Below are 18,340 nucleotides of genomic sequence, written 5' to 3'. Positions count from 1 at the left end.
AGCAGGCAGTTTTCAGAGGTGCCCGAATGTCCAATTTCAAAGGAACGCCCATGGTCCAGCACTACAGTGCGCGCAGCCGCGCCATCGAACCCTTTCATGTCATGGCCTTGTTGTCGCGCGCCAATGAACTGCAGGCGGCCGGGCACGATGTGATCCACCTGGAAATCGGCGAGCCCGACTTTACCACCGCCCAGCCGATCGTTGCGGCGGGCCAGGCTGCCCTGGCCGAGGGCAAGACCCGCTACACCGCAGCCCGCGGTCTACCGGAGCTGCGCGAGGCGATCGCCGGGTTCTATGCCCGGCGCTACAGCCTGAATATTGATCCGCAGCGTATTCTGATCACTCCGGGTGGCTCGGGTGCGCTGCTGCTGGCCAGCAGCCTGCTGGTCGATCCGGGTAAGCACTGGCTGTTGGCTGATCCGGGCTACCCGTGCAACCGGCATTTTCTGCGCCTGGTTGAAGGCGGCGCGCAACTGGTCCCGGTCGGCCCCGATGAGCGTTATCAGTTGACGCCGGGGCTGGTCGAGCGTTTCTGGAATCAGGACAGTGTGGGTGCATTGCTGGCATCACCGGCTAACCCGACCGGCACCTTGCTGCAGCGCGATGAGCTCAAGGCATTGTCCACGACCCTCAAGGCGCATCGCGGCCATATGGTGGTCGACGAGATCTACCACGGCCTGACTTACGGCACCGAGGCCAGCAGTGTCCTGGAAGTGGACGACGATGCCTTCGTGCTTAACAGTTTTTCCAAATACTTTGGCATGACCGGCTGGCGGCTGGGCTGGCTGGTGGCACCGCCAGCGGCAGTCGGTGAGCTGGAAAAACTGGCGCAAAACCTCTATATCAGCGCGCCGAGTGTGGCGCAGTACGCTGCGCTGGCCTGTTTCGAAACGCCGACTCTGGAGATTCTTGAACAGCGCCGTGCCGAGTTCGGCCGGCGCCGTGATTACCTGCTACCGGCGCTGCGCGAGTTGGGCTTCGGGATTGCCGTGGAGCCTGAAGGCGCATTTTATCTGTATGCTGATATCAGCGCGTTCGGCGGCGATGCCTTCGCGTTCTGTCAGCATTTCCTGGAAACCGAACATGTGGCCTTTACTCCGGGGCTGGATTTCGGCCGCCATAAAGCCGGCCATCACGTGCGCTTTGCCTACACCCAAAGCCTCGAACGCCTGGAGCAGGCGGTCGAGCGTATTGCCCGTGGCCTGCGTAGCTGGAGCGCCTGATGCGCTTTGATCCTGCACTTGAACAAGGCCGCCTGTTGCAGCGCTACAAGCGTTTTCTGGCTGATATCGAAACCGACAGCGGCGAACGCCTGACCATTCACTGCCCCAACACCGGCTCGATGCTTAACTGCATGCAGCCCGGTGGCCGGGTGTGGTTCAGTCGCTCCAATGATCCCAAGCGCAAACTGCCGGGCACTTGGGAGATCAGTGAAACGCCGCAGGGGCGGTTGGCGTGCATCAATACCGGACGGGCCAATACGCTGGTCGAAGAAGCCCTGCGTGCCGGTGTCATCAGCGAACTCAACGGCTTTACCGCCCTCAGGCGTGAGGTGCCTTACGGCCAGGAAAAAAGCCGGGTGGATTTTCGCCTGCAATACCCACAGGGCGACCTGTACCTGGAGGTCAAGAGCGTCACCCTGGGGTTTGATGATTCGCCGGTAGCGGCATTTCCCGATGCGGTAACCCAGCGTGGTGCCCGGCACTTGCGTGAACTGGCGGCGTTGGCGCGCGAGGGCGTTCGCGCCGCCTTGCTGTACTGCGTGAATCTGGCCGGCATCGAAGCGGTGCGCCCGGCTGCGGAGATCGACCCCGCCTACGCTGCGGCCTTGCGTGAGGCCGTGGCCGCCGGAGTCGAGGTGCTGGCCTATGGTGTGGACATCAGCGCCGAGGAGGTCCGTCTGGTCCGGCGCCTGCAGGTACGGTCGCTCTGAGCGGCTGATCAGTCGGGCAGTATCCAGATGCCCTGGCTGTCTTCCCGGCAGGGCACGGCACTGAGAAACTGGCCTTCGCAGGGTCCGACCACGCATTCACCACTCTCAATCAGAAACAGTGCGCCGTGGCTGGCGCACCGGATCAGGCTGGCGGAGTCATCCAGGCAATGATCTGTTTGCCAATGCAGCGTTATGTTCCGGTGCGGACAGCGATTGCGATACAGGTACACCTGCCCATGCCTGCGCACCGCCAGCAACTGTAGATCGTCCAGGCTCAATGCCTGGCTGCTGCCTTCGGCGAGTTGGCTGGAAAGGCAAAGTAACTTCATTGTGCTTGACCGTTAAATGCAAACAATTATCAAATGTCGTCGATTCGCAACGGCTCCATGAGTCGCTGCGCCCGTATTCAATAAAAGGAATTCTTGCATGTCTCTGCGCGCCTTGCTGGTCGCCCTGTGTGTCAGCGTGCTGACGGTGCCAATGGCCACGGCAGCCGAGCCACCTGCGCGGCTGGTCAGTGCCGGCGGCGCAGTGACCGAATGGATCGTCAAACTGGGCGCTCAGCCCAGCCTGGTGGGGGTCGACACGACCAGTCAGAACCCCGAGTCGCTCAAGCCTTTGCCGCGTATCGGTTATCAGCGTCAGTTGTCCGCCGAAGGCATTCTCAGTCTGCGTCCGGACGCCATGGCGGGCACCGACGAAATGGGGCCGCCGGCGGTACTTGAGCAGTTGCGCGCAGCCGGGGTGAGAATCGAGGTGTTACCGGCGCAGCCTGAACTCGACATTCTCAAGGACAACCTGCAGCGTCTGGGTCATTTGCTCGGTGTGCCGGAGCGGGCCGACCAGTTGAGCGAGGACTTTGCCAGCCAGCTTGATACCCAACAACAATGGGTGACCGAGGCGCGCCGCCGCCAGGCGGTTCCCGGTGTCCTGCTGCTGGTCGGCCACGGCGGTGGCAAGCCGATGGTGGCCGGCACCGGTACGGTGGGAGACTGGCTGATCAGGCAGGCCGGTGGCCGCAATCTTGCGAGCCACCACGGCTACAAAGTGGTTTCCAGCGAAGCCATGGCCGGACTTGAAGCCCAGGTGCTGATCGTCGCTGACCGCACCCTGACCGGAGAGGCGGCCCGCCAGGCGCTGCTCAAAGAGAATCCGTTGTTGACAGCCATGCCGGCGGTGCGTGACAAGCGAGTGATCGATCTGGATCCGACGTTGCTGGTGGGCGGGCTGGGGCCGCGCCTGCCCGGGGCGCTGTTGGGCGTGTCCAAAGTCTTTTATCCGCAGCCATGAAGCGCGCTTTATCGGCGCGGCTGCTGTTTACGCTGCTGATCGGCCTGTGTCTGCTGGCGACCCTGTTATCGCTGGCCATGGGGCCGGTCAGGCTGCCGATCAACGACACTCTGGCGGCCATTGTGCGGCTGGCGGGCTGGCCGTTGGCGGGGGAGGCCGGCCAGGCTGAGCTGATCATCGGCCAGATCCGCTTGCCACGCACCTTGCTGGGGCTGGCGGTGGGCGCGGTATTGGCGATGTCCGGGGTGGCCATGCAAGGCCTGTTTCGCAACCCCTTGGCCGACCCGGTGCTGGTTGGTGTGTCCAGTGGCGCTGCGCTTGGTGCAGCACTGGCCATCGTCGGCGGTATCTGGTGGGCCAGCCTGCCCACGGTGCTGCAGCCTTATCTGGTGTCGCTCAGCGCGGTCGCCGGTGGTTTGCTGGTGACCGGGATCGTTTATCGCCTGGGCCGCCGCGACGGCCAGACCAGCGTCGCCACCATGTTACTGGCCGGCATCGCGTTGACTGCCTTGGCGACCTCGGTGATTGGTTTGCTCACCTACCTGGCCGACGATGCGACCCTGCGCACCTTGACCTTCTGGAACCTGGGCAGCCTCAATGGCGCCAGTTATGTGAGGTTATGGCCGTTGTTGCCGGTCTGCCTGCTGATCATTCTCTGGCTGCCGCGCCGCGCCAAGGCACTCAATGCGTTGCTGTTGGGCGAGTCAGAGGCGCGCCACCTGGGGGTTGATGTTCAGGCGCTCAAGCGTGAGCTGGTGTTCTGCACGGCGCTGGGGGTCGGCGCAGCGGTGGCGGCTGCCGGGCTAATCGGCTTTATTGGCCTGATCGTCCCGCACCTGGTGCGTCTGCTCTGCGGTCCGGATCACCGGGTCTTGTTACCCGCCTCGGCATTGGCCGGTGCCAGCCTGCTGCTGTTCGCTGACTTGTTCGCACGCCAGGTCCTGGCCCCGGCTGAGCTGCCAATCGGGATTGTCACCGCGCTGCTGGGCGGGCCGTTTTTTCTTTATCTGCTGGTACGGGGAGCGCGTTGATGTTGCGGGCCGAGAATCTGCACATTGTGCGTGGCGAGCGCAGCGTGCTCAGCGGGGTCGATTTGCAGTTGCAAGCCGGTCAGGTGCTCGGCGTGCTGGGGCCTAACGGCGCAGGCAAGAGCAGCCTGCTTGCTGCGCTGAGCGGTGACCTCAAGCCGGCTCAGGGCCGGGTGTGGCTGGCCGACAAACCGCTGCAGCAATGGGCTGCAGAGGAGCGCGCCCGGCGTCTGGCCGTGCTGCCGCAAAGCTCGACGCTGAGCTTTGCCTTTCGGGTTGATGAAGTGGTGGGCATGGGCCGGCTACCCCATGCCACCGGCGCCGAACAAGATGCGCGGATCGTACAGGCGGCCTTGCAGGCCGCCGATGCCCTGCATCTGGCCGAGCGTGGCTATATGGCGCTGTCGGGTGGCGAGCGCCAGCGGGTGCATCTGGCACGGGTGCTTGCACAGCTCTGGCCGGGTGACGGTGATTGTGTGTTGCTGCTCGACGAACCCACCTCAATGCTTGACCCGCTGCATCAGCACACCGTCCTGCAAGCGGTGCGACGCTTCGCCGAGCGCTCGGTGGCGGTGTTGATCGTGCTCCACGACCTGAATCTGGCAGCGCGTTACTGCGATCGCTTGCTGCTGATCAATGAGGGTTGCGTGCATCTTGCGGGGACGGCGTTTGAAGTCTTGCAGCCGGCAGCACTCAAGCATGTATTTGGCCTGGACGTGCTGGTGCAGGCGCATCCGGAGTTGGGGCATCCACTGGTGATTGCCCGCTGATGCTGAGTCAGACATTTCCTGCATTCATGTAGCTCTCTTCCCTGAACCTGGTATGCCAGATTCTTACCTTGGCGCCTCGGTTATTGTCCTGCCCATCCTTTTCCTGATGGGAGATGCACGCAATGAGCGACGATGCCGAGCAACTGGCGCTCCGGGCCCTGGAGATGCTGGAACTGCTGGCCCTCAACCACGACGATAGCGAAGAGCGGATCATTAACCTCTGCAAGCGTGCCCTGACGCCGGTCGGCGCGGTGGCGGCGGTCTGTGTGGCGCCACGTTTTGTTTGCCTGGCCCGGACTGCTCTGGACCGTTTGCGAGCGCGGCAAGTGCGGGTGGTGGCGCAGGTCAATTTCCCATGGGCCAACGACAGCGTCGACATGGTGGTCCGGGAAGCACGTGCGGCGCTGGTTTCTGGTGCTGATGAAATCGACGTGGTGTATCCGTTTCGCACCCTGCTTGCCGGTAACGCCCCGCTGGTAACGGAGTTGCTTGCTGCGTGCAAGGCCGAGTGCGGCAGCCGCGCCAGCTTTACTGTGACCCTGGAAGCCGGCGAGTTGCGCGACCCGCAGTTGATTCGCAGCGCCTGCCGTGACGCCATAGCCGCCGGCGCGGATTTTCTCAAGAGCTGCACCGACCGCCTGGTGGCACCGGTCAGCCCACAAATCGTGCGGATCATGCTGGAGTCGATAGCGGAAACGGGAGGGCTGGTGGGCTGCAAGATCGTTGGCGGGGTCCGTACCCTCAATGACGCCAGACCGCTCATGAGTCTGGCCAGCAGCCGCTTCAGCAGCGCCTGGTGTTCGCCGCAGCGGGTCCGGATCGGCGGCTCTGTGCTGCTCGATGACTTGTTGGTGAGTTTGGGTGTACTGGAGGCGGGCAGGTATTGAGCAGACAAAAAAAGACCCGGCAAAGTGCCGGGTCAAAAACCGTGATTAGCCTGATGAGGAGATAATCTGAGAGTCCGAACCAAGGTCTTTCAGGTTACCGACCAGTCTCGCGACCAGTTGTGATAATCATAACGATTCTCATTTCGAAGTCAACAGTTGTTTTATTAATTTTTTGCAATGGCGCTGCGCGACGAATCCAGCCGTCAGCTCAGTCTTGTCGAGCCGTCGGGACAAACAAGCGGGAAACGGGGGGAGGCAAACGTGCAGCTACCCGCCTGCGTTGCGCAGGCGGGTTACAACCAGAACCGCTCAGCGGGTGCGGTAGCGCAGGCGGGTACCGAAATTCACCGACATAAGAATCTCATCGGCGGTCAGTTCCGGTGGGAAGTAGGCTCCGGAAATCTGCGCGTGAGCAATGCTGGCGCCTTCCATCGGGATGTTGCGCAAATCCAGGCCGCGTAAGTCGGCAGAGCGGAAGTAGGCATCGGTAAAGTCGATACCGGTAGTGTCCAGATCACGCAGGTCCAGGCCACGGAAATCACCACCACGCAGGTCGATCACGCCGTCCCTGGGTTTTTCCCTGTTGAAGCCGTCCACATCATCCTTGCGCAGTAACAGATACAGCGGTGAGTCGATCTGTTTGGGCTGGCTCATAGCATTAACTCGGGTTCGTTGGATTTATGGCGCCATTATATCGCCACTATCTGGGGGCCGTGAAGCAGCATCTGCTCAACGGCTCTTCAGCTATTTACAGGCCTGGCAGGCGCTGGCGCAGTTCATCGGCGAGATTGTCCAGGTCGCTGCCGACATGGGTCTGGATGCGCTGGCTGAGCAGGACTTCTTCGGCGCTCAGCGGCTCGCGGGCAGCCTGTTGGGCCTGTACCACTTCCAGAGTCGCTTCGGAGGGGTCGCCGCCTTCGGTCTGGCGCTGCTGCAACCACTGCTCGATGACGGCTTGGGGTGCTTCACAGTCGAGGATCAGGAACGGCACGCCGTTTTCCTCTGCGACATGTGCAGCAGTCTGACGCTGCGCCTGCTTGAGGAAGGTGGCGTCCAGAACCACCGAAAAACCGGCGTGCAGAACCTGGCTGGCCAGTTCGTTCAGGCGGCTGTAGGTGGCTGCACTGGCATCGCTGCCGTAGCGCTCGCCGCTCTCGCTGCTGAACAGGCGCTGGCGCTCAACGTCCGAACGCAGGCGAATGGCCCCCAGCGATTGGGTCAGGCGCAGCGCCACCTGGCTTTTGCCGACTGCCGAGACACCGTGGGTGATGGCCAGAAAGCGCGAAGTGATGGCGCTGTAGCTTTCTGCGAGGTTGGCATAGTTGCGGTATTGAGCGAGCACGGCGGCGCGGCGTTCGGCGTCCGCATCCGGCCCCAGGCCAAACAGCGCGACCTTGGCGCGAACCAAAGCGCGGTAGGCCTTGTAGAAGTTCAGCAGCTCCAGCCCCTGGTAGTCGCCGGTCAGTTCAAGGTATTCGCTGATCAGGCGGTTGGCCAGTGGTTTGAGGCCGCGGTCTTCCAGGTCCATGGCCAGGAAGCCGATGTCGGCGTAGACGTCGGTCTTGCGGAACGGCTCGTTGAATTCGATGCAGTCGAACAGCACGACCTTACCGTCGATCAGCGCGGCGTTGCCCAGGTGGATATCCCCATGGCATTCGCGGATAAAACCTTCGGCCTTGCGTTGAACCAACAGGGGCCTGAGCCGCTCAAAGCTCGACTCGGCCCAGGCCTGCAGTGCTTCAAGCTGCTGCAAGTCGGCTTTTTCGCTGATCATTGGCCGGATCTGTTCGAAATTCTGGGTCACCGGGGCCATGACGCTGTCTGGCGAGCCAAGCTCGGTTTCGTCGCCGACCTTCGGCGCTGACAGGTGGAAGCGGGCGATCTGGCTGGCCAGTTCGCTGATGTGTGCCTGAGTCAGTTCGCCGTTGGCCTGCATGACGTTGAGCAGGCCGCTTTGCGGGAACTGGCGCATCTTGAGGGCGTATTCGATGGCCGGGCCTTCGCCGCCCAGTTGCGGCGCTTCGGCTGAGCCGGTCAGTGGCAGCACTTCAAGGTACAGGCCTTCGGTGAGGCGTTGGTTCAGACGCAGCTCTTCATGGCAAAAGTGCTTGCGTGACTCCAGGCTGGTGAAGTCCAGGAAGCCAAAGTTCATCGGTTTCTTGATTTTGTAAACGTAAGGGCCTGTGAGCAGCACCCATGAGATGTGCGTTTCGATGACCTGGAAGTTTTCCACCGGATGGGGAAACAGGGCAGGGTTCTGCAGGGCTGCAATGAGTGACTGGCTCACAGGTGATCCTTCAAAATGTTTGGAATTTTAATGCCTCAAGCCGGCCATTATGGCTGCTTGGCCCAGCACTGCAAACCGCTGGCCGAGGCGTCTGTCGAACCTTTTTAAAGTGCGTATAATCCGCGCCCATGACTCGATCCCGTTCTTCCCGTACCTCCAAGAAACGCCCACCCACCAGCAGGCTGCGTACCTGGCTTGGCTGGGGGCTGAAACTCAGCATTGTCGGCCTGGTTATCCTGGCCGGTTTCGCGGTGTATCTCGATGCCGTGGTCCAAGAGAAATTTTCTGGCAAACGCTGGATGATTCCGGCCAAGGTTTATGCCCGGCCGCTGGAGCTATTCGTCGGCCAGAAGCTTAGCCGCGACGATTTTCTCATTGAGCTCGACGCGCTGGGCTACCGTCGTGAAAGCGTGGCCAATGGTCCCGGGGCCGCAGCGGTCAATGGCAATACCGTGGATCTGAACACTCGCGGTTTTCAATTCTATGAAGGTGCCGACCCTGCGCAGCAGATTCGCGTGCGTTTCTCCGGTGACTTTGTCGCCGACCTGAGCGCTGCCAATGGTGCCAAGCTGGCGGTGGCGCGTATGGAGCCGCTGTTGATCGGCGGCCTGTATCCGAAAAATCTCGAAGACCGGATCCTGATCAAGCTTGATCAGGCGCCGCCCTACCTGCTCGACGCGTTGGTAGCGGTCGAAGACCGCGACTTCTATAGCCACTTTGGCGTATCGCCCAAATCCATTGCCCGGGCGATCTGGGTCAACACCTCGGCCGGGCAGATGCGCCAGGGCGGCAGTACCCTGACCCAGCAGTTGGTAAAAAACTTCTACCTCACCAACGAGCGCAGCCTGTCACGCAAACTCAATGAAGCGATGATGTCGGTGCTGCTTGAGGTGCACTACAGCAAGCAGGAAATTCTCGAGGCTTATCTCAACGAGGTGTTCGTCGGCCAAGACGGCCCGCGCGCCGTGCATGGCTTTGGTCTGGCCAGTCAGTATTTCTTCAGCCAGCCGCTCTCGGAACTCAAACTGCATCAGGTGGCGTTGCTGGTGGGTCTGGTCAAGGGGCCGTCGTATTACAACCCGCGGCGCAACCCTGAGCGTGCTCTGGAGCGACGTAACCTGGTGCTCGACCTGCTGGAGCAACAGGGGGTCGCCACACCGGAAGCGGTGGCGGCTGCGAAGAAAATGCCACTGGGTGTAACCCGCACTGGCAGCCTGGCGGACAGTTCGTTCCCGGCTTTCCTTGACCTGGTCAAGCGTCAATTGCGCGAAGACTATCGCGACGAGGACTTGACCGAAGAAGGTCTGCGAATCTTCACCAGTTTCGATCCGATCCTGCAAATGAAGTCTCAAGCCGCGATGGATGAGACCTTCAAACGTCTGGCCGGGCGCAAGGGCGCCGATGAGGTCGAGTCGGCGATGGTGGTGACCAACCCGGAAACCGGTGAGGTTCAGGCTTTGCTTGGCAGCCGTCAGGCCGGTTATGCCGGGTTCAACCGGGCCATTGATGCGGTGCGGCCGATCGGCTCGCTGGTCAAGCCGGCGATCTACCTGACGGCACTGGAGCAGCCGAGTAAATACACCCTGACCAGTTGGGTGGCCGATGAGCCATTCCAGGTCAAAGGCGCCGATGGCCAGGTCTGGAAGCCGCAGAACTACGACCGCAAATCCCACGGCAACATCTTCCTGTATCAGGGGCTGGCGCATTCCTACAACCTGTCCACGGCCAAACTGGGTCTGGAGCTGGGTGTGCCGAACGTGTTCAAGACCCTTAACAAGCTGGGCGTGACGCGTGAATGGCCGGCCTATCCGTCGATGCTGCTGGGCGCTGGCGGCCTGACGCCGATGGAAGTGGCAACCATGTACCAGACCATCGCCAGTGGCGGCTTCAACACGCCGATGCGCGGCATTCGCAGTGTATTGACCGCCGAGGGCGAGCCGCTCAAGCGTTACCCGTTCCAGATCCAGCAGCGCTTCGATCCGGGCGCGATCTATCTGGTGCAGAACGCCATGCAGCGGGTCATGCGGGAAGGTACTGGCAAGTCGGTCTACAACGTGTTGCCGGGGTCGTTGAATCTGGCTGGCAAGACCGGCACCAGTAATGATTCGCGCGACAGCTGGTTTGCCGGCTTCAGCCAGGACACCCTGGCCGTGGTGTGGATGGGCCGTGACGACAATGGCAAGACCCCGTTCACCGGTGCGACCGGTGCGTTGCAGGTCTGGACCAGTTTCATGCGCAAGGCCGAGCCTTTGCCGCTGGACATGGCAATGCCGGACAACGTGGTGCAGGCCTGGGTGGATGCCGCGACAGGGCAGGGTTCCGACGCCAGTTGCCCGAACGCGGTGCAGATGCCGTATATTCGCGGCAGCGAACCGGTGCCAGGCGCAGCCTGTGGCAGCGGTCCGGCCCCGGCCGAGGCCGTCATGGACTGGGTCAAGGGCTGGCTGAACTAAGCAAAGAGGGTTTGACGTGAATAAATGGTGGCTCCCGGCCGTAACTGCCCTGACAGTACTCAGCGGCTGTGCCAGTGTTCAGCAAGGCTCGATTCCGGTGGTGGATTCGGGCTCCAAGGTATCCAACAGCGAGCGCGTAACGGCGTCGCGCAACAATACCGGCTACCGCACCAATACCGCCCAGGCGGCCCGGCCTCAGGCCCAGGCGATTCCCGAAGACTCGGGCGTGACGGTGATGATCCCGGCCGGTGGCAGCGGCATCCAGACCTACTCGGCGCCCGTCGGTCAGGCACCGATCAGCGTCAATTCGGCGCCGATCGATACCTCGGGGGCTTACCAGGCACCGATCAGTTCAGCACCTGCCAGCACCGGCAGCTATGATTTGCCATCGGTGCCGACCGGTATTCCATCGAACAATGCCGGCGGGCTGTCGGCCGATGAGCAACTGGACGGTCCGGTACTGGCGCTGTTGACCACTGCCCAGCAACAACAGAGCGGCGGCGACCTCAATGGCGCCTCGTCCAGCCTGGAGCGTGCCCAGCGGGTTGCCCCGCGCGAGCCGCAAGTGCTGTACAAGCTGGCCCAGGTGCGTCTGGCTCAAGGTGATGCCGCCCAGGCCGAGCAACTGTCGCGCCGCGCCCTGACCTATTCCAACGGTCGCCCCAGCCTGCAGGCCAGCCTCTGGGAGCTGATTGCCCAGTCGCGTGAAAAGCAGGGTGATGCTGCCGGGGCTGCTCAGGCTCGTCAGAAAGCCCGGGTCAACCTCTGATGGACAAGCGTGTGTCAGAGCTGGCAGATCAGTTGCTGTCGATCGAGCAGGCGTTGCGCGAGCAGGGCTGGTGGGATGCCTCACCGCCCGATGCCCAGGCGCTGGCCAGCCAGCAGCCCTTTGCGGTCGATACCCTGGCATTCGAGCAGTGGCTGCAATGGATCTTCCTGCCGCGCATGAAAGTCATCATCGAGCAGAACCTGGCATTGCCCAATGCCTCGGGTATCCGTGAAATGGCCGAGATGGTATTTGTCGACCGCGCCGAGCAGGCCCGCGCTCTGCTCGAAGCGCTGAGCCGCTTTGATCGCTTGATCGCTCAGGCCGGCTGAGTCAGTTGCAGTACTCGGCAATCATCTTCTCGGTCTCACCAATACGCGCCTGACGTTCCTCCTCAGTCAGGCGTTTGGAGCCGTCTTCGGTCGGTTCGCGTATACGGGCATAAGCCTTGAGTTTGGCCAGGTTGGTGCGAATGATTTCGCAGTTGGCGGTGCGCTTGGCTTCGGCTGCCTGCGCCTGCTTTCTGACCCTGGCGTCAATCGCGCGCTGCGGGTCGACAGGTGTGGCAGGCGTCGCCACAGAGCCTGACATGGCCGGCTTCTGGATGTCCACCGACTCGACCTGCTGCCCGGCCGGCGGCGTGGCGTCATAGTGCGTTACGCCTTGTGCATCGACCCATTTATAAATCTGAGCAGCCTGAGCGGTTGCCGTCATGGCCATGGCCAGGACCGCTGCAAGAGTCATCCAGCGCATCATGCATCCTTGGAGTGTCATTTGTGGCGCAAGCTATCATATTGCCCCTCTGTCCGTCCGAATACGGCTGATTTACCCGGCAATCGTCAAGAAAGCTTACGGATCACTTGACTTGCAAGGGGCGAATCACAACAATCCAAAGTTCGCTGTAGGGGGACTGCCAGAAGCAGACCGTCTCGGTAGATCATGAGGCGCACATCCGCGTCGACCTGTAACACCCGCAACGCGTTACCTCGCGCTGGGTGGGACCGTTCCGCAACACTCAGGGACATCCCAATACTTGCTCAGTCAGTGCTGACGTAGTCGGCGACCACCGTCGCTCATGCTCTGCTTGGCAGTAAACCTATTAAGACCCGTCCACGTATGGACGGTATTCTGGCGTTTTAGAGGTGAACAACGTGGAGCTTTTATCTGGCGCTGAAATGGTCGTCCGCTTCCTGCGTGACGAAGGCGTTAAGCACATCTATGGCTACCCGGGCGGCGCTTTGCTGCACGTCTATGATGCGCTGTTCAAGGAACCTGAAGTCAGCCATATCCTGGTCCGCCACGAGCAGGCCGCGACCCATATGGCTGATGGTTATGCCCGTGCGACCGGCAAGGCCGGCGTGGTGCTGGTAACGTCCGGCCCTGGCGCGACCAACGCCATTACCGGTATTGCCACTGCCTATATGGACTCGATTCCGATGGTGGTGATCTCCGGTCAGGTGCCGAGCACCCTGGTGGGCACCGATGCCTTCCAGGAAACCGACATGATCGGTATCTCGCGCCCGATCGTGAAGCACAGCTTCATGATCAAGCACCCGTCGGAAATCCCGGATGTCCTGAAAAAGGCCTTTTACCTGGCGCAGTCCGGCCGTCCAGGCCCGGTCGTGGTCGATCTGCCAAAAGACATGACCAACCCGGCCGAGAAGTTCGAATACGTTTACCCGAAAAAGGTCAAGCTGCGCTCCTACAGCCCGGCCGTTCGTGGTCACTCCGGGCAGATCCGCAAGGCGGTCGAAATGCTGCTGGCCGCCAAGCGCCCGGTCATCTACTCCGGTGGTGGCGTGGTGATGGGCAACGGCGCTTCGCCACTGACCGAACTGGCCCGTCTGCTCGACGCTCCGGTCACCAATACCCTGATGGGTCTGGGCGGCTATCCTGGCACTGACCGTCAGTTCGTCGGCATGCTCGGCATGCATGGCAGCTACACCGCCAACATGGTCATGCACAATACCGACGTGATCCTGGCCGTTGGCGCCCGTTTTGACGACCGCGTCATCAACGGTGCCGCCAAGTTCTGCCCGAACGCCAAGATCATCCACATCGATATCGACCCGGCTTCGATCTCCAAGACCATCAAGGCCGACGTGCCGATCGTGGGGCCTGTCGAGAGCGTGCTGACCGATATGGTCGCGACCTTCAAGGAAATCGGCCAGACCCCTGACCAGCAAGCGGTTGGCAGTTGGTGGAAGCAGATTGACGAATGGCGCGCGGGTGGCGACCTGTTCCCGTATGACCGTGGCGATGGCAGCATCATCAAGCCGCAAAAGGTCATCGAGACCCTGCACGAAGTGACCAAAGGCGATGCCTACGTCACCTCCGACGTGGGTCAGCACCAGATGTTTGCTGCTCAGTACTACCGCTTCGACAAGCCCAATCGCTGGATCAACTCCGGTGGCCTGGGCACCATGGGCTTCGGTTTCCCGGCAGCCATGGGCATCAAGCTGAACTTCCCGGACGCCGACGTCGCCTGTGTGACCGGCGAGGGCAGTATCCAGATGAACATCCAGGAACTGTCCACCTGCCTGCAGTACGACCTGCCGGTGAAGATCATCCTGCTCAACAACGGCGTGCTTGGCATGGTCCGTCAGTGGCAGGACATGAGCTATGGCGGACGTCACTCGCACTCGTACGTCGAGTCGCTGCCTGATTTCGTCAAGCTGGTCGAATCCTATGGCCATGTCGGCATCCGCATCACCGACCTGAAAGACCTGAAGCCGAAACTGGAAGAAGCCTTCGCCATGAAGGATCGCCTGGTCTTTGTCGACATCCAGGTCGATGTGAGCGAGCACGTCTATCCGATGCAGATCAAGGACGGCTCGATGCGCGATATGTGGTTGAGCAAGACGGAGCGGACATAATCATGCGGCACATCATTTCCCTACTGCTGGAAAACGAACCGGGTGCACTGTCGCGCGTCGTGGGTCTGTTCTCCCAGCGTAACTACAACATCGAAAGCCTGACCGTGGCACCGACTGAAGACCCGACCCTGTCGCGTCTGACGCTGACCACTGTGGGGCACGATGAGGTGATCGAGCAGATCACCAAGAACCTCAACAAACTGGTTGAAGTGGTCAAGCTGGTCGACCTCTCCGAGAGCGCGCATATCGAGCGTGAACTCATGCTGGTCAAGGTCAAGGCCACTGGCGCGCAGCGTGCCGAGATCAAGCGCACCACGGATATCTTCCGCGGGCAGATCGTCGACGTCACGGCCAGCGTTTATACCGTGCAGTTGAGCGGCACCAGCGACAAGCTGGACAGCTTCATTCAGGCCATCGGCACCGCCGCTATCCTGGAAACAGTTCGCAGTGGCGTGACGGGCATTGCCCGTGGCGACAAAGTGCTGAGCATCTAAATCAATTTGCAATATGGCCTGAACGGCCGAGATAACAGGGGATTTCCATGAAAGTTTTCTACGACAAAGACTGTGACCTTTCGATCATCCAGGGCAAGAAAGTCGCGATCATCGGCTACGGCTCCCAGGGCCACGCTCAAGCGTGCAACCTGAAAGACTCCGGCGTTGACGTCACTATCGGCCTGCGTAAAGGTTCGGCTACTGTCGCCAAGGCTGAAGCTCATGGCCTGAAAGTGACTGACGTCGCTTCTGCCGTTGCTGCTGCCGACCTGGTCATGATCCTGACTCCGGACGAATTCCAGGGCCAGCTGTACAAGCAGGAAATCGAGCCAAACCTGAAGCAGGGCGCTACCCTGGCGTTCTCCCACGGTTTCGCCATCCACTACAACCAGGTCGTGCCACGCGCTGACCTGGACGTGATCATGATCGCGCCAAAAGCGCCAGGTCACACCGTACGTACCGAGTTCGTCAAAGGCGGCGGTATTCCTGACCTGATCGCTATCTACCAGGACGCTTCGGGCAACGCCAAAAACGTTGCACTGTCTTACGCTTCGGGCGTGGGCGGCGGCCGTACCGGTATCATCGAAACCACCTTCAAGGACGAGACTGAAACCGACCTGTTCGGCGAGCAGGCTGTTCTGTGTGGCGGTACCGTTGAGCTGGTCAAAGCCGGTTTCGAAACCCTGGTTGAAGCTGGCTACGCGCCAGAAATGGCCTACTTCGAGTGCCTGCACGAACTGAAACTGATCGTTGACCTCATGTACGAAGGCGGTATCGCCAACATGAACTACTCGATCTCCAACAACGCCGAGTACGGCGAGTACGTGACCGGTCCAGAAGTCATCAACGAAGAATCCCGCAAGGCCATGCGCAATGCTCTCAAGCGCATCCAGGACGGCGAGTACGCGAAGATGTTCATCAGCGAAGGCGCTACCAACTATCCATCGATGACCGCCAAGCGTCGTAACAACGCCGCTCACGGTATCGAAGTCATTGGCGAGCAGCTGCGCTCGATGATGCCTTGGATCGCGGCGAACAAAATCGTCGACAAAGCCAAGAACTAAGTTCTCGGTGATGTGAAAAAACGCGGCCACTTGGCCGCGTTTTTTCATTTTGGCGTGTAGGAAATGGCTACTGTTCAGTCTCGATACATGTGTTTGGGCTTCAAGCGCCGCCAGTTCTGGTATAAAGCTGCATCGTTTGCGCCCGAACCCTCGGGGCAGACACCTGTCATATTTTCAAACCGCTGCAAGGTAATCTTCATGAGCGAACGTCCTGAAGAATCCCGCAAGGGTTCTGACGCCGAAAGCCTGCTACCCATCGATGAGCATGTAGAAGAGGTGCGTGATGCCGAAGGGCGTCAGGTTCGGCACCGTGGTATCTATCTGCTGCCCAATCTGTTCACCACCGCCAATCTGTTTGCCGGCTTCTATTCGATCATCAGTTCGATGAGTGCCATGAGCGCCGGCGATTCTGCCAGTGCCAGCAAGTACTTCGCGTTTGCAGCCATCGCGATTTTCGTCGCCATGGTGCTCGACGGCCTGGATGGTCGAGTGGCCCGCATGACCAATACCCAAAGTGCCTTTGGTGCTGAATACGACTCGCTGTCCGACATGGTCGCGTTTGGGGTTGCGCCTGCCCTGCTGGCATTCGGCTGGGCACTGGGTGATATGGGCAAGGTCGGCTGGATGGTCGCCTTCATCTATGTGGCGGGCGCCGCGCTGCGCCTGGCGCGCTTCAATACTCAGGTTGGCAAAGCCGACAAGCGTTACTTCATCGGTCTGGCCAGTCCGGCAGCAGCCGGTGTGGTCGCCGGTACGGTGTGGGCGTTCAGTGACTACGGCATCCAGGGCTCGAAGCTGTCGTTTCTGGTCGCGCTGCTGGTGGCTGCGGCGGGCATGCTGATGGTCAGCAATATCAAGTACAACAGCTTCAAAGAGTTGGATCTCAAGGGGCGGGTGCCTTTTGTTGCAATTCTTGTGGTGGTGTTGGTGTTTGCCGTGGTGTTCAGTGACCCGCCGCGTATCCTGCTGTTGATTTTCCTGGGTTATGCGCTGTCAGGCCCCGCTCAATATCTGTTACGTCTACAGCGGCGCAAGTGATCTGATCTTCTGCATACTCCGTAGTCTATAGGTGGTGCCTGCCACTCAAGCTACGGAGTCATCATGCTTATCAAGTTTCCTTCTGCATCCGACTCTCGCGAGTCGGATGTCACGCCCGAATCCATCTATCTCTCCCGCCGTACTCTGCTGGGCAGTTCCATGGCGGGGTTGGCCATGGCCGGCTTGCCTCACTGGGCCAATGCCGGCGAGCCCTCTCGCTATGCTGATGTCGAGCCGGGCAGGGCGCCTGGCTGGTTCAACGACAAGCTCGGTTCGTTGCAGTGGCAGGTCGTGACGGCCAAAGACGAAGCTGTCACGCCTTACAAGGATGCCACTCACTACAACAACTTCTATGAGTTCGGCCCTGACAAAGGTGATCCGGCGCAGAATGCCGGGTCTCTCAAGGTCGAGCCCTGGAGCGTGGTCATTGACGGAGAGGTGGCTAAGCCGGGCCGCTATGCGCTTGAGGATTTCATCAAGCCCTTCCAGCTACAGGAGCGGATCTACCGGATGCGCTGCGTCGAAGCCTGGTCAATGGTCATTCCCTGGATAGGTTTTCCGCTGGCTGAATTGCTCAAGCAGGTTGAGCCGACTTCGAAGGCGCGCTACATCCGTTTCGAGACCCTCAAGGATCCGCAGTCAATGCCCGGCCAGCGTTCGGGGTTTGCTCTGATTGACTGGCCTTATGTAGAGGGGTTGCGGCTTGATGAGGCGATGCATCCGCTGACCATTCTGGCGGTGGGGATGTATGGACGTGAGCTGCCCAACCAGAATGGTGCGCCGTTGCGTCTGGTAGTGCCCTGGAAGTATGGCTTCAAAGGTGTGAAGTCAATTGTACGGATCAGCCTGGTCAATGAGCAGCCACGCACCACCTGGCAAAGCCTGGCGCCCAGTGAGTATGGTTTTTATGCCAATGTGAACCCGACGGTCGATCATCCGCGCTGGACCCAGGCACGAGAAAGGCGGTTGCCCAGCGGCTTGTTCAGCCCCAATGTGCGGCAGACCGAGATGTTCAATGGTTATGGGGAAGAGGTGGCGTCCCTGTATTCCGGTATGGATCTGCGCAAGGATTACTGATGCGTTACGGCGTATGGCGGTTGATGGTCTTTATGCTGGTGCTGGTGTGGCCGGTCTGGTGGTTGTATGAGGCATGGATCTTTGCGCTGGGGCCAGACCCGGGCAAGGTGCTGGTAGACAGGTTGGGGCTTGGCACGCTGATTCTATTGTTGATCACGTTATGCATGACGCCGCTGGCCCGCCTTACTGGGTGGGGTGGGTGGATGGCTGTGCGCCGGCAACTGGGGTTATGGTGCTTTGCATACGCGGTTCTGCACGTGACCTTGTATGCCTTGTTTATTCTTGGCCTGGACTGGGGGCAATTGGGTGTCGAGCTGGTGAAGCGGCCCTACATTATTGTTGGCAGTCTGGCATGGCTGGGGTTGCTGGCTCTGGCA

General features: G+C 60.7%; 19 protein-coding genes (1 of these 19 cut by a window edge). 15 read left to right on the top strand and 4 right to left on the bottom strand.

Translation table 11 applies throughout. From position 1 onward, the window contains the following. Nucleotides 1–50: 50 nt before the first annotated feature. Together PSCI_RS04915 and sfsA are read left to right on the top strand one after the other, a co-directional pair. Nucleotides 51–1,223, top strand: a complete 1,173-nt coding sequence (locus PSCI_RS04915; RefSeq protein ID WP_045483544.1) for a pyridoxal phosphate-dependent aminotransferase — start codon at nucleotides 51–53, stop codon at nucleotides 1,221–1,223. Next, nucleotides 1,223–1,933, top strand: coding sequence for a DNA/RNA nuclease SfsA (gene sfsA, locus PSCI_RS04910; protein WP_045483540.1), 711 nt, complete (start codon nucleotides 1,223–1,225; stop codon nucleotides 1,931–1,933). Before PSCI_RS04915 ends, sfsA begins: the two co-directional genes overlap by 1 nt. Before the next feature lie 8 nt (nucleotides 1,934–1,941). Here sfsA and PSCI_RS04905 read toward each other — a convergent pair whose 3' ends face one another. Further along, entirely contained in the window at nucleotides 1,942–2,262 is a 321-nt protein-coding gene (locus PSCI_RS04905; protein ID WP_045483537.1) for a Rieske (2Fe-2S) protein, read from the bottom strand. A gap of 97 nt (nucleotides 2,263–2,359) precedes the next feature. On the opposite strand from PSCI_RS04905, the gene PSCI_RS04900 reads away from it, so the two are divergent. From PSCI_RS04900 to deoC, 4 genes are all read left to right on the top strand, one after another. After that, nucleotides 2,360–3,223 carry a heme/hemin ABC transporter substrate-binding protein gene (locus PSCI_RS04900; protein ID WP_045483534.1) on the top strand — a complete coding sequence of 288 codons (864 nt, stop codon included), beginning with the start codon at nucleotides 2,360–2,362 and terminating at the stop codon, nucleotides 3,221–3,223. A 50-nt stretch (nucleotides 3,224–3,273) separates the two neighbouring features. Continuing rightward, nucleotides 3,274–4,254 carry a FecCD family ABC transporter permease gene (locus PSCI_RS04895; protein WP_162484343.1) on the top strand — a complete coding sequence of 327 codons (981 nt, stop codon included), beginning with the start codon at nucleotides 3,274–3,276 and terminating at the stop codon, nucleotides 4,252–4,254. Beyond that, nucleotides 4,254–5,021 carry a heme ABC transporter ATP-binding protein gene (locus PSCI_RS04890; RefSeq protein WP_045483528.1) on the top strand — a complete coding sequence of 256 codons (768 nt, stop codon included), beginning with the start codon at nucleotides 4,254–4,256 and terminating at the stop codon, nucleotides 5,019–5,021. The genes PSCI_RS04895 and PSCI_RS04890 overlap by 1 nt, the downstream gene beginning before the upstream one ends. A gap of 113 nt (nucleotides 5,022–5,134) precedes the next feature. Then, entirely contained in the window at nucleotides 5,135–5,908 is a 774-nt protein-coding gene (gene deoC, locus PSCI_RS04885) for a deoxyribose-phosphate aldolase (protein WP_045483525.1), read from the top strand. Between the two features lie 309 nt (nucleotides 5,909–6,217). Here the strand turns inward: deoC and PSCI_RS04880 are convergent, their stop codons facing one another. Then, on the bottom strand, nucleotides 6,218–6,562 hold the full coding sequence (locus PSCI_RS04880) for a pentapeptide repeat-containing protein (protein ID WP_045483522.1): 345 nt from the start codon (nucleotides 6,560–6,562) through the stop codon (nucleotides 6,218–6,220). 94 nt (nucleotides 6,563–6,656) lie between these two features. After that, on the bottom strand, nucleotides 6,657–8,195 hold the full coding sequence (locus PSCI_RS04875; RefSeq protein WP_045483519.1) for a bifunctional aminoglycoside phosphotransferase/ATP-binding protein: 1,539 nt from the start codon (nucleotides 8,193–8,195) through the stop codon (nucleotides 6,657–6,659). 128 nt (nucleotides 8,196–8,323) lie between these two features. On the opposite strand from PSCI_RS04875, the gene mrcB reads away from it, so the two are divergent. The 3 genes from mrcB to PSCI_RS04860 are packed head-to-tail and all read left to right on the top strand — an operon-like array spanning nucleotide 8,324 to nucleotide 11,746. Next, entirely contained in the window at nucleotides 8,324–10,648 is a 2,325-nt protein-coding gene (gene mrcB / locus PSCI_RS04870) for a penicillin-binding protein 1B (RefSeq protein ID WP_045483516.1), read from the top strand. 16 nt (nucleotides 10,649–10,664) lie between these two features. Continuing rightward, the gene (locus PSCI_RS04865; RefSeq protein ID WP_045483513.1) at nucleotides 10,665–11,417 is read left to right on the top strand and encodes a tetratricopeptide repeat protein; all 753 of its coding nucleotides are present in this window, start codon (nucleotides 10,665–10,667) and stop codon (nucleotides 11,415–11,417) included. Further along, nucleotides 11,417–11,746 (top strand): YqcC family protein, encoded by a 330-nt coding sequence (locus PSCI_RS04860; RefSeq protein WP_045483510.1) that lies wholly within the window; start codon nucleotides 11,417–11,419, stop codon nucleotides 11,744–11,746. Before PSCI_RS04865 ends, PSCI_RS04860 begins: the two co-directional genes overlap by 1 nt. 1 nt (nucleotide 11,747) lies before the next feature. Here PSCI_RS04860 and PSCI_RS04855 read toward each other — a convergent pair whose 3' ends face one another. Beyond that, the gene (locus PSCI_RS04855) at nucleotides 11,748–12,167 is read right to left on the bottom strand and encodes a DUF4124 domain-containing protein (RefSeq protein WP_045483507.1); all 420 of its coding nucleotides are present in this window, start codon (nucleotides 12,165–12,167) and stop codon (nucleotides 11,748–11,750) included. Nucleotides 12,168–12,565: 398 nt separating this feature from the next. Between PSCI_RS04855 and PSCI_RS04850 the strand changes: the two genes are divergently transcribed. The 6 genes from PSCI_RS04850 to msrQ form a co-directional block, all read left to right on the top strand. Beyond that, complete coding sequence (locus tag PSCI_RS04850; protein ID WP_045493847.1) at nucleotides 12,566–14,290, top strand: acetolactate synthase 3 large subunit; 1,725 nt, start codon at nucleotides 12,566–12,568, stop codon at nucleotides 14,288–14,290. A gap of 2 nt (nucleotides 14,291–14,292) precedes the next feature. Next, entirely contained in the window at nucleotides 14,293–14,784 is a 492-nt protein-coding gene (gene ilvN, locus PSCI_RS04845; protein ID WP_025258538.1) for an acetolactate synthase small subunit, read from the top strand. A 47-nt stretch (nucleotides 14,785–14,831) separates the two neighbouring features. Continuing rightward, nucleotides 14,832–15,848 (top strand): ketol-acid reductoisomerase, encoded by a 1,017-nt coding sequence (gene ilvC / locus PSCI_RS04840; RefSeq protein ID WP_045483502.1) that lies wholly within the window; start codon nucleotides 14,832–14,834, stop codon nucleotides 15,846–15,848. Nucleotides 15,849–16,046: 198 nt separating this feature from the next. Then, entirely contained in the window at nucleotides 16,047–16,886 is an 840-nt protein-coding gene (gene pssA, locus PSCI_RS04835; RefSeq protein ID WP_045483498.1) for a CDP-diacylglycerol--serine O-phosphatidyltransferase, read from the top strand. Between the two features lie 63 nt (nucleotides 16,887–16,949). Further along, nucleotides 16,950–17,963, top strand: a complete 1,014-nt coding sequence (msrP, locus tag PSCI_RS04830; protein WP_045483495.1) for a protein-methionine-sulfoxide reductase catalytic subunit MsrP — start codon at nucleotides 16,950–16,952, stop codon at nucleotides 17,961–17,963. Continuing rightward, a protein-coding gene (gene msrQ / locus PSCI_RS04825) for a protein-methionine-sulfoxide reductase heme-binding subunit MsrQ (protein WP_045483492.1) crosses the window boundary here: on the top strand, nucleotides 17,963–18,340 show its 5' portion. Its footprint extends 225 nt past the window's final position; only the first 378 of its 603 coding nucleotides appear in the window; the start codon lies at nucleotides 17,963–17,965; the stop codon falls past the right edge of the window. The genes msrP and msrQ overlap by 1 nt, the downstream gene beginning before the upstream one ends.

It is taken from the genome of Pseudomonas sp. StFLB209 (assembly GCF_000829415.1).
In the GTDB taxonomy this organism is placed as follows: domain Bacteria; phylum Pseudomonadota; class Gammaproteobacteria; order Pseudomonadales; family Pseudomonadaceae; genus Aquipseudomonas.
This window is presented reverse-complemented; position numbering and strand designations above follow the sequence as displayed.

Coding starts and splice junctions, on each gene's coding strand:
- msrP (WP_045483495.1), top strand. CDS start 16,950: ATGCTTATCAAGTTTCCTTCTGCATCCGACTCTCGCGAGTCGGATGTC.
- deoC (WP_045483525.1), top strand. CDS start 5,135: ATGCACGCAATGAGCGACGATGCCGAGCAACTGGCGCTCCGGGCCCTG.
- mrcB (WP_045483516.1), top strand. CDS start 8,324: ATGACTCGATCCCGTTCTTCCCGTACCTCCAAGAAACGCCCACCCACC.
- sfsA (WP_045483540.1), top strand. CDS start 1,223: ATGCGCTTTGATCCTGCACTTGAACAAGGCCGCCTGTTGCAGCGCTAC.
- PSCI_RS04860 (WP_045483510.1), top strand. CDS start 11,417: ATGGACAAGCGTGTGTCAGAGCTGGCAGATCAGTTGCTGTCGATCGAG.
- pssA (WP_045483498.1), top strand. CDS start 16,047: ATGAGCGAACGTCCTGAAGAATCCCGCAAGGGTTCTGACGCCGAAAGC.
- ilvN (WP_025258538.1), top strand. CDS start 14,293: ATGCGGCACATCATTTCCCTACTGCTGGAAAACGAACCGGGTGCACTG.
- PSCI_RS04855 (WP_045483507.1), bottom strand. CDS start 12,167: ATGCGCTGGATGACTCTTGCAGCGGTCCTGGCCATGGCCATGACGGCA.
- PSCI_RS04905 (WP_045483537.1), bottom strand. CDS start 2,262: ATGAAGTTACTTTGCCTTTCCAGCCAACTCGCCGAAGGCAGCAGCCAG.
- ilvC (WP_045483502.1), top strand. CDS start 14,832: ATGAAAGTTTTCTACGACAAAGACTGTGACCTTTCGATCATCCAGGGC.
- PSCI_RS04880 (WP_045483522.1), bottom strand. CDS start 6,562: ATGAGCCAGCCCAAACAGATCGACTCACCGCTGTATCTGTTACTGCGC.
- PSCI_RS04900 (WP_045483534.1), top strand. CDS start 2,360: ATGTCTCTGCGCGCCTTGCTGGTCGCCCTGTGTGTCAGCGTGCTGACG.
- PSCI_RS04890 (WP_045483528.1), top strand. CDS start 4,254: ATGTTGCGGGCCGAGAATCTGCACATTGTGCGTGGCGAGCGCAGCGTG.
- PSCI_RS04915 (WP_045483544.1), top strand. CDS start 51: ATGGTCCAGCACTACAGTGCGCGCAGCCGCGCCATCGAACCCTTTCAT.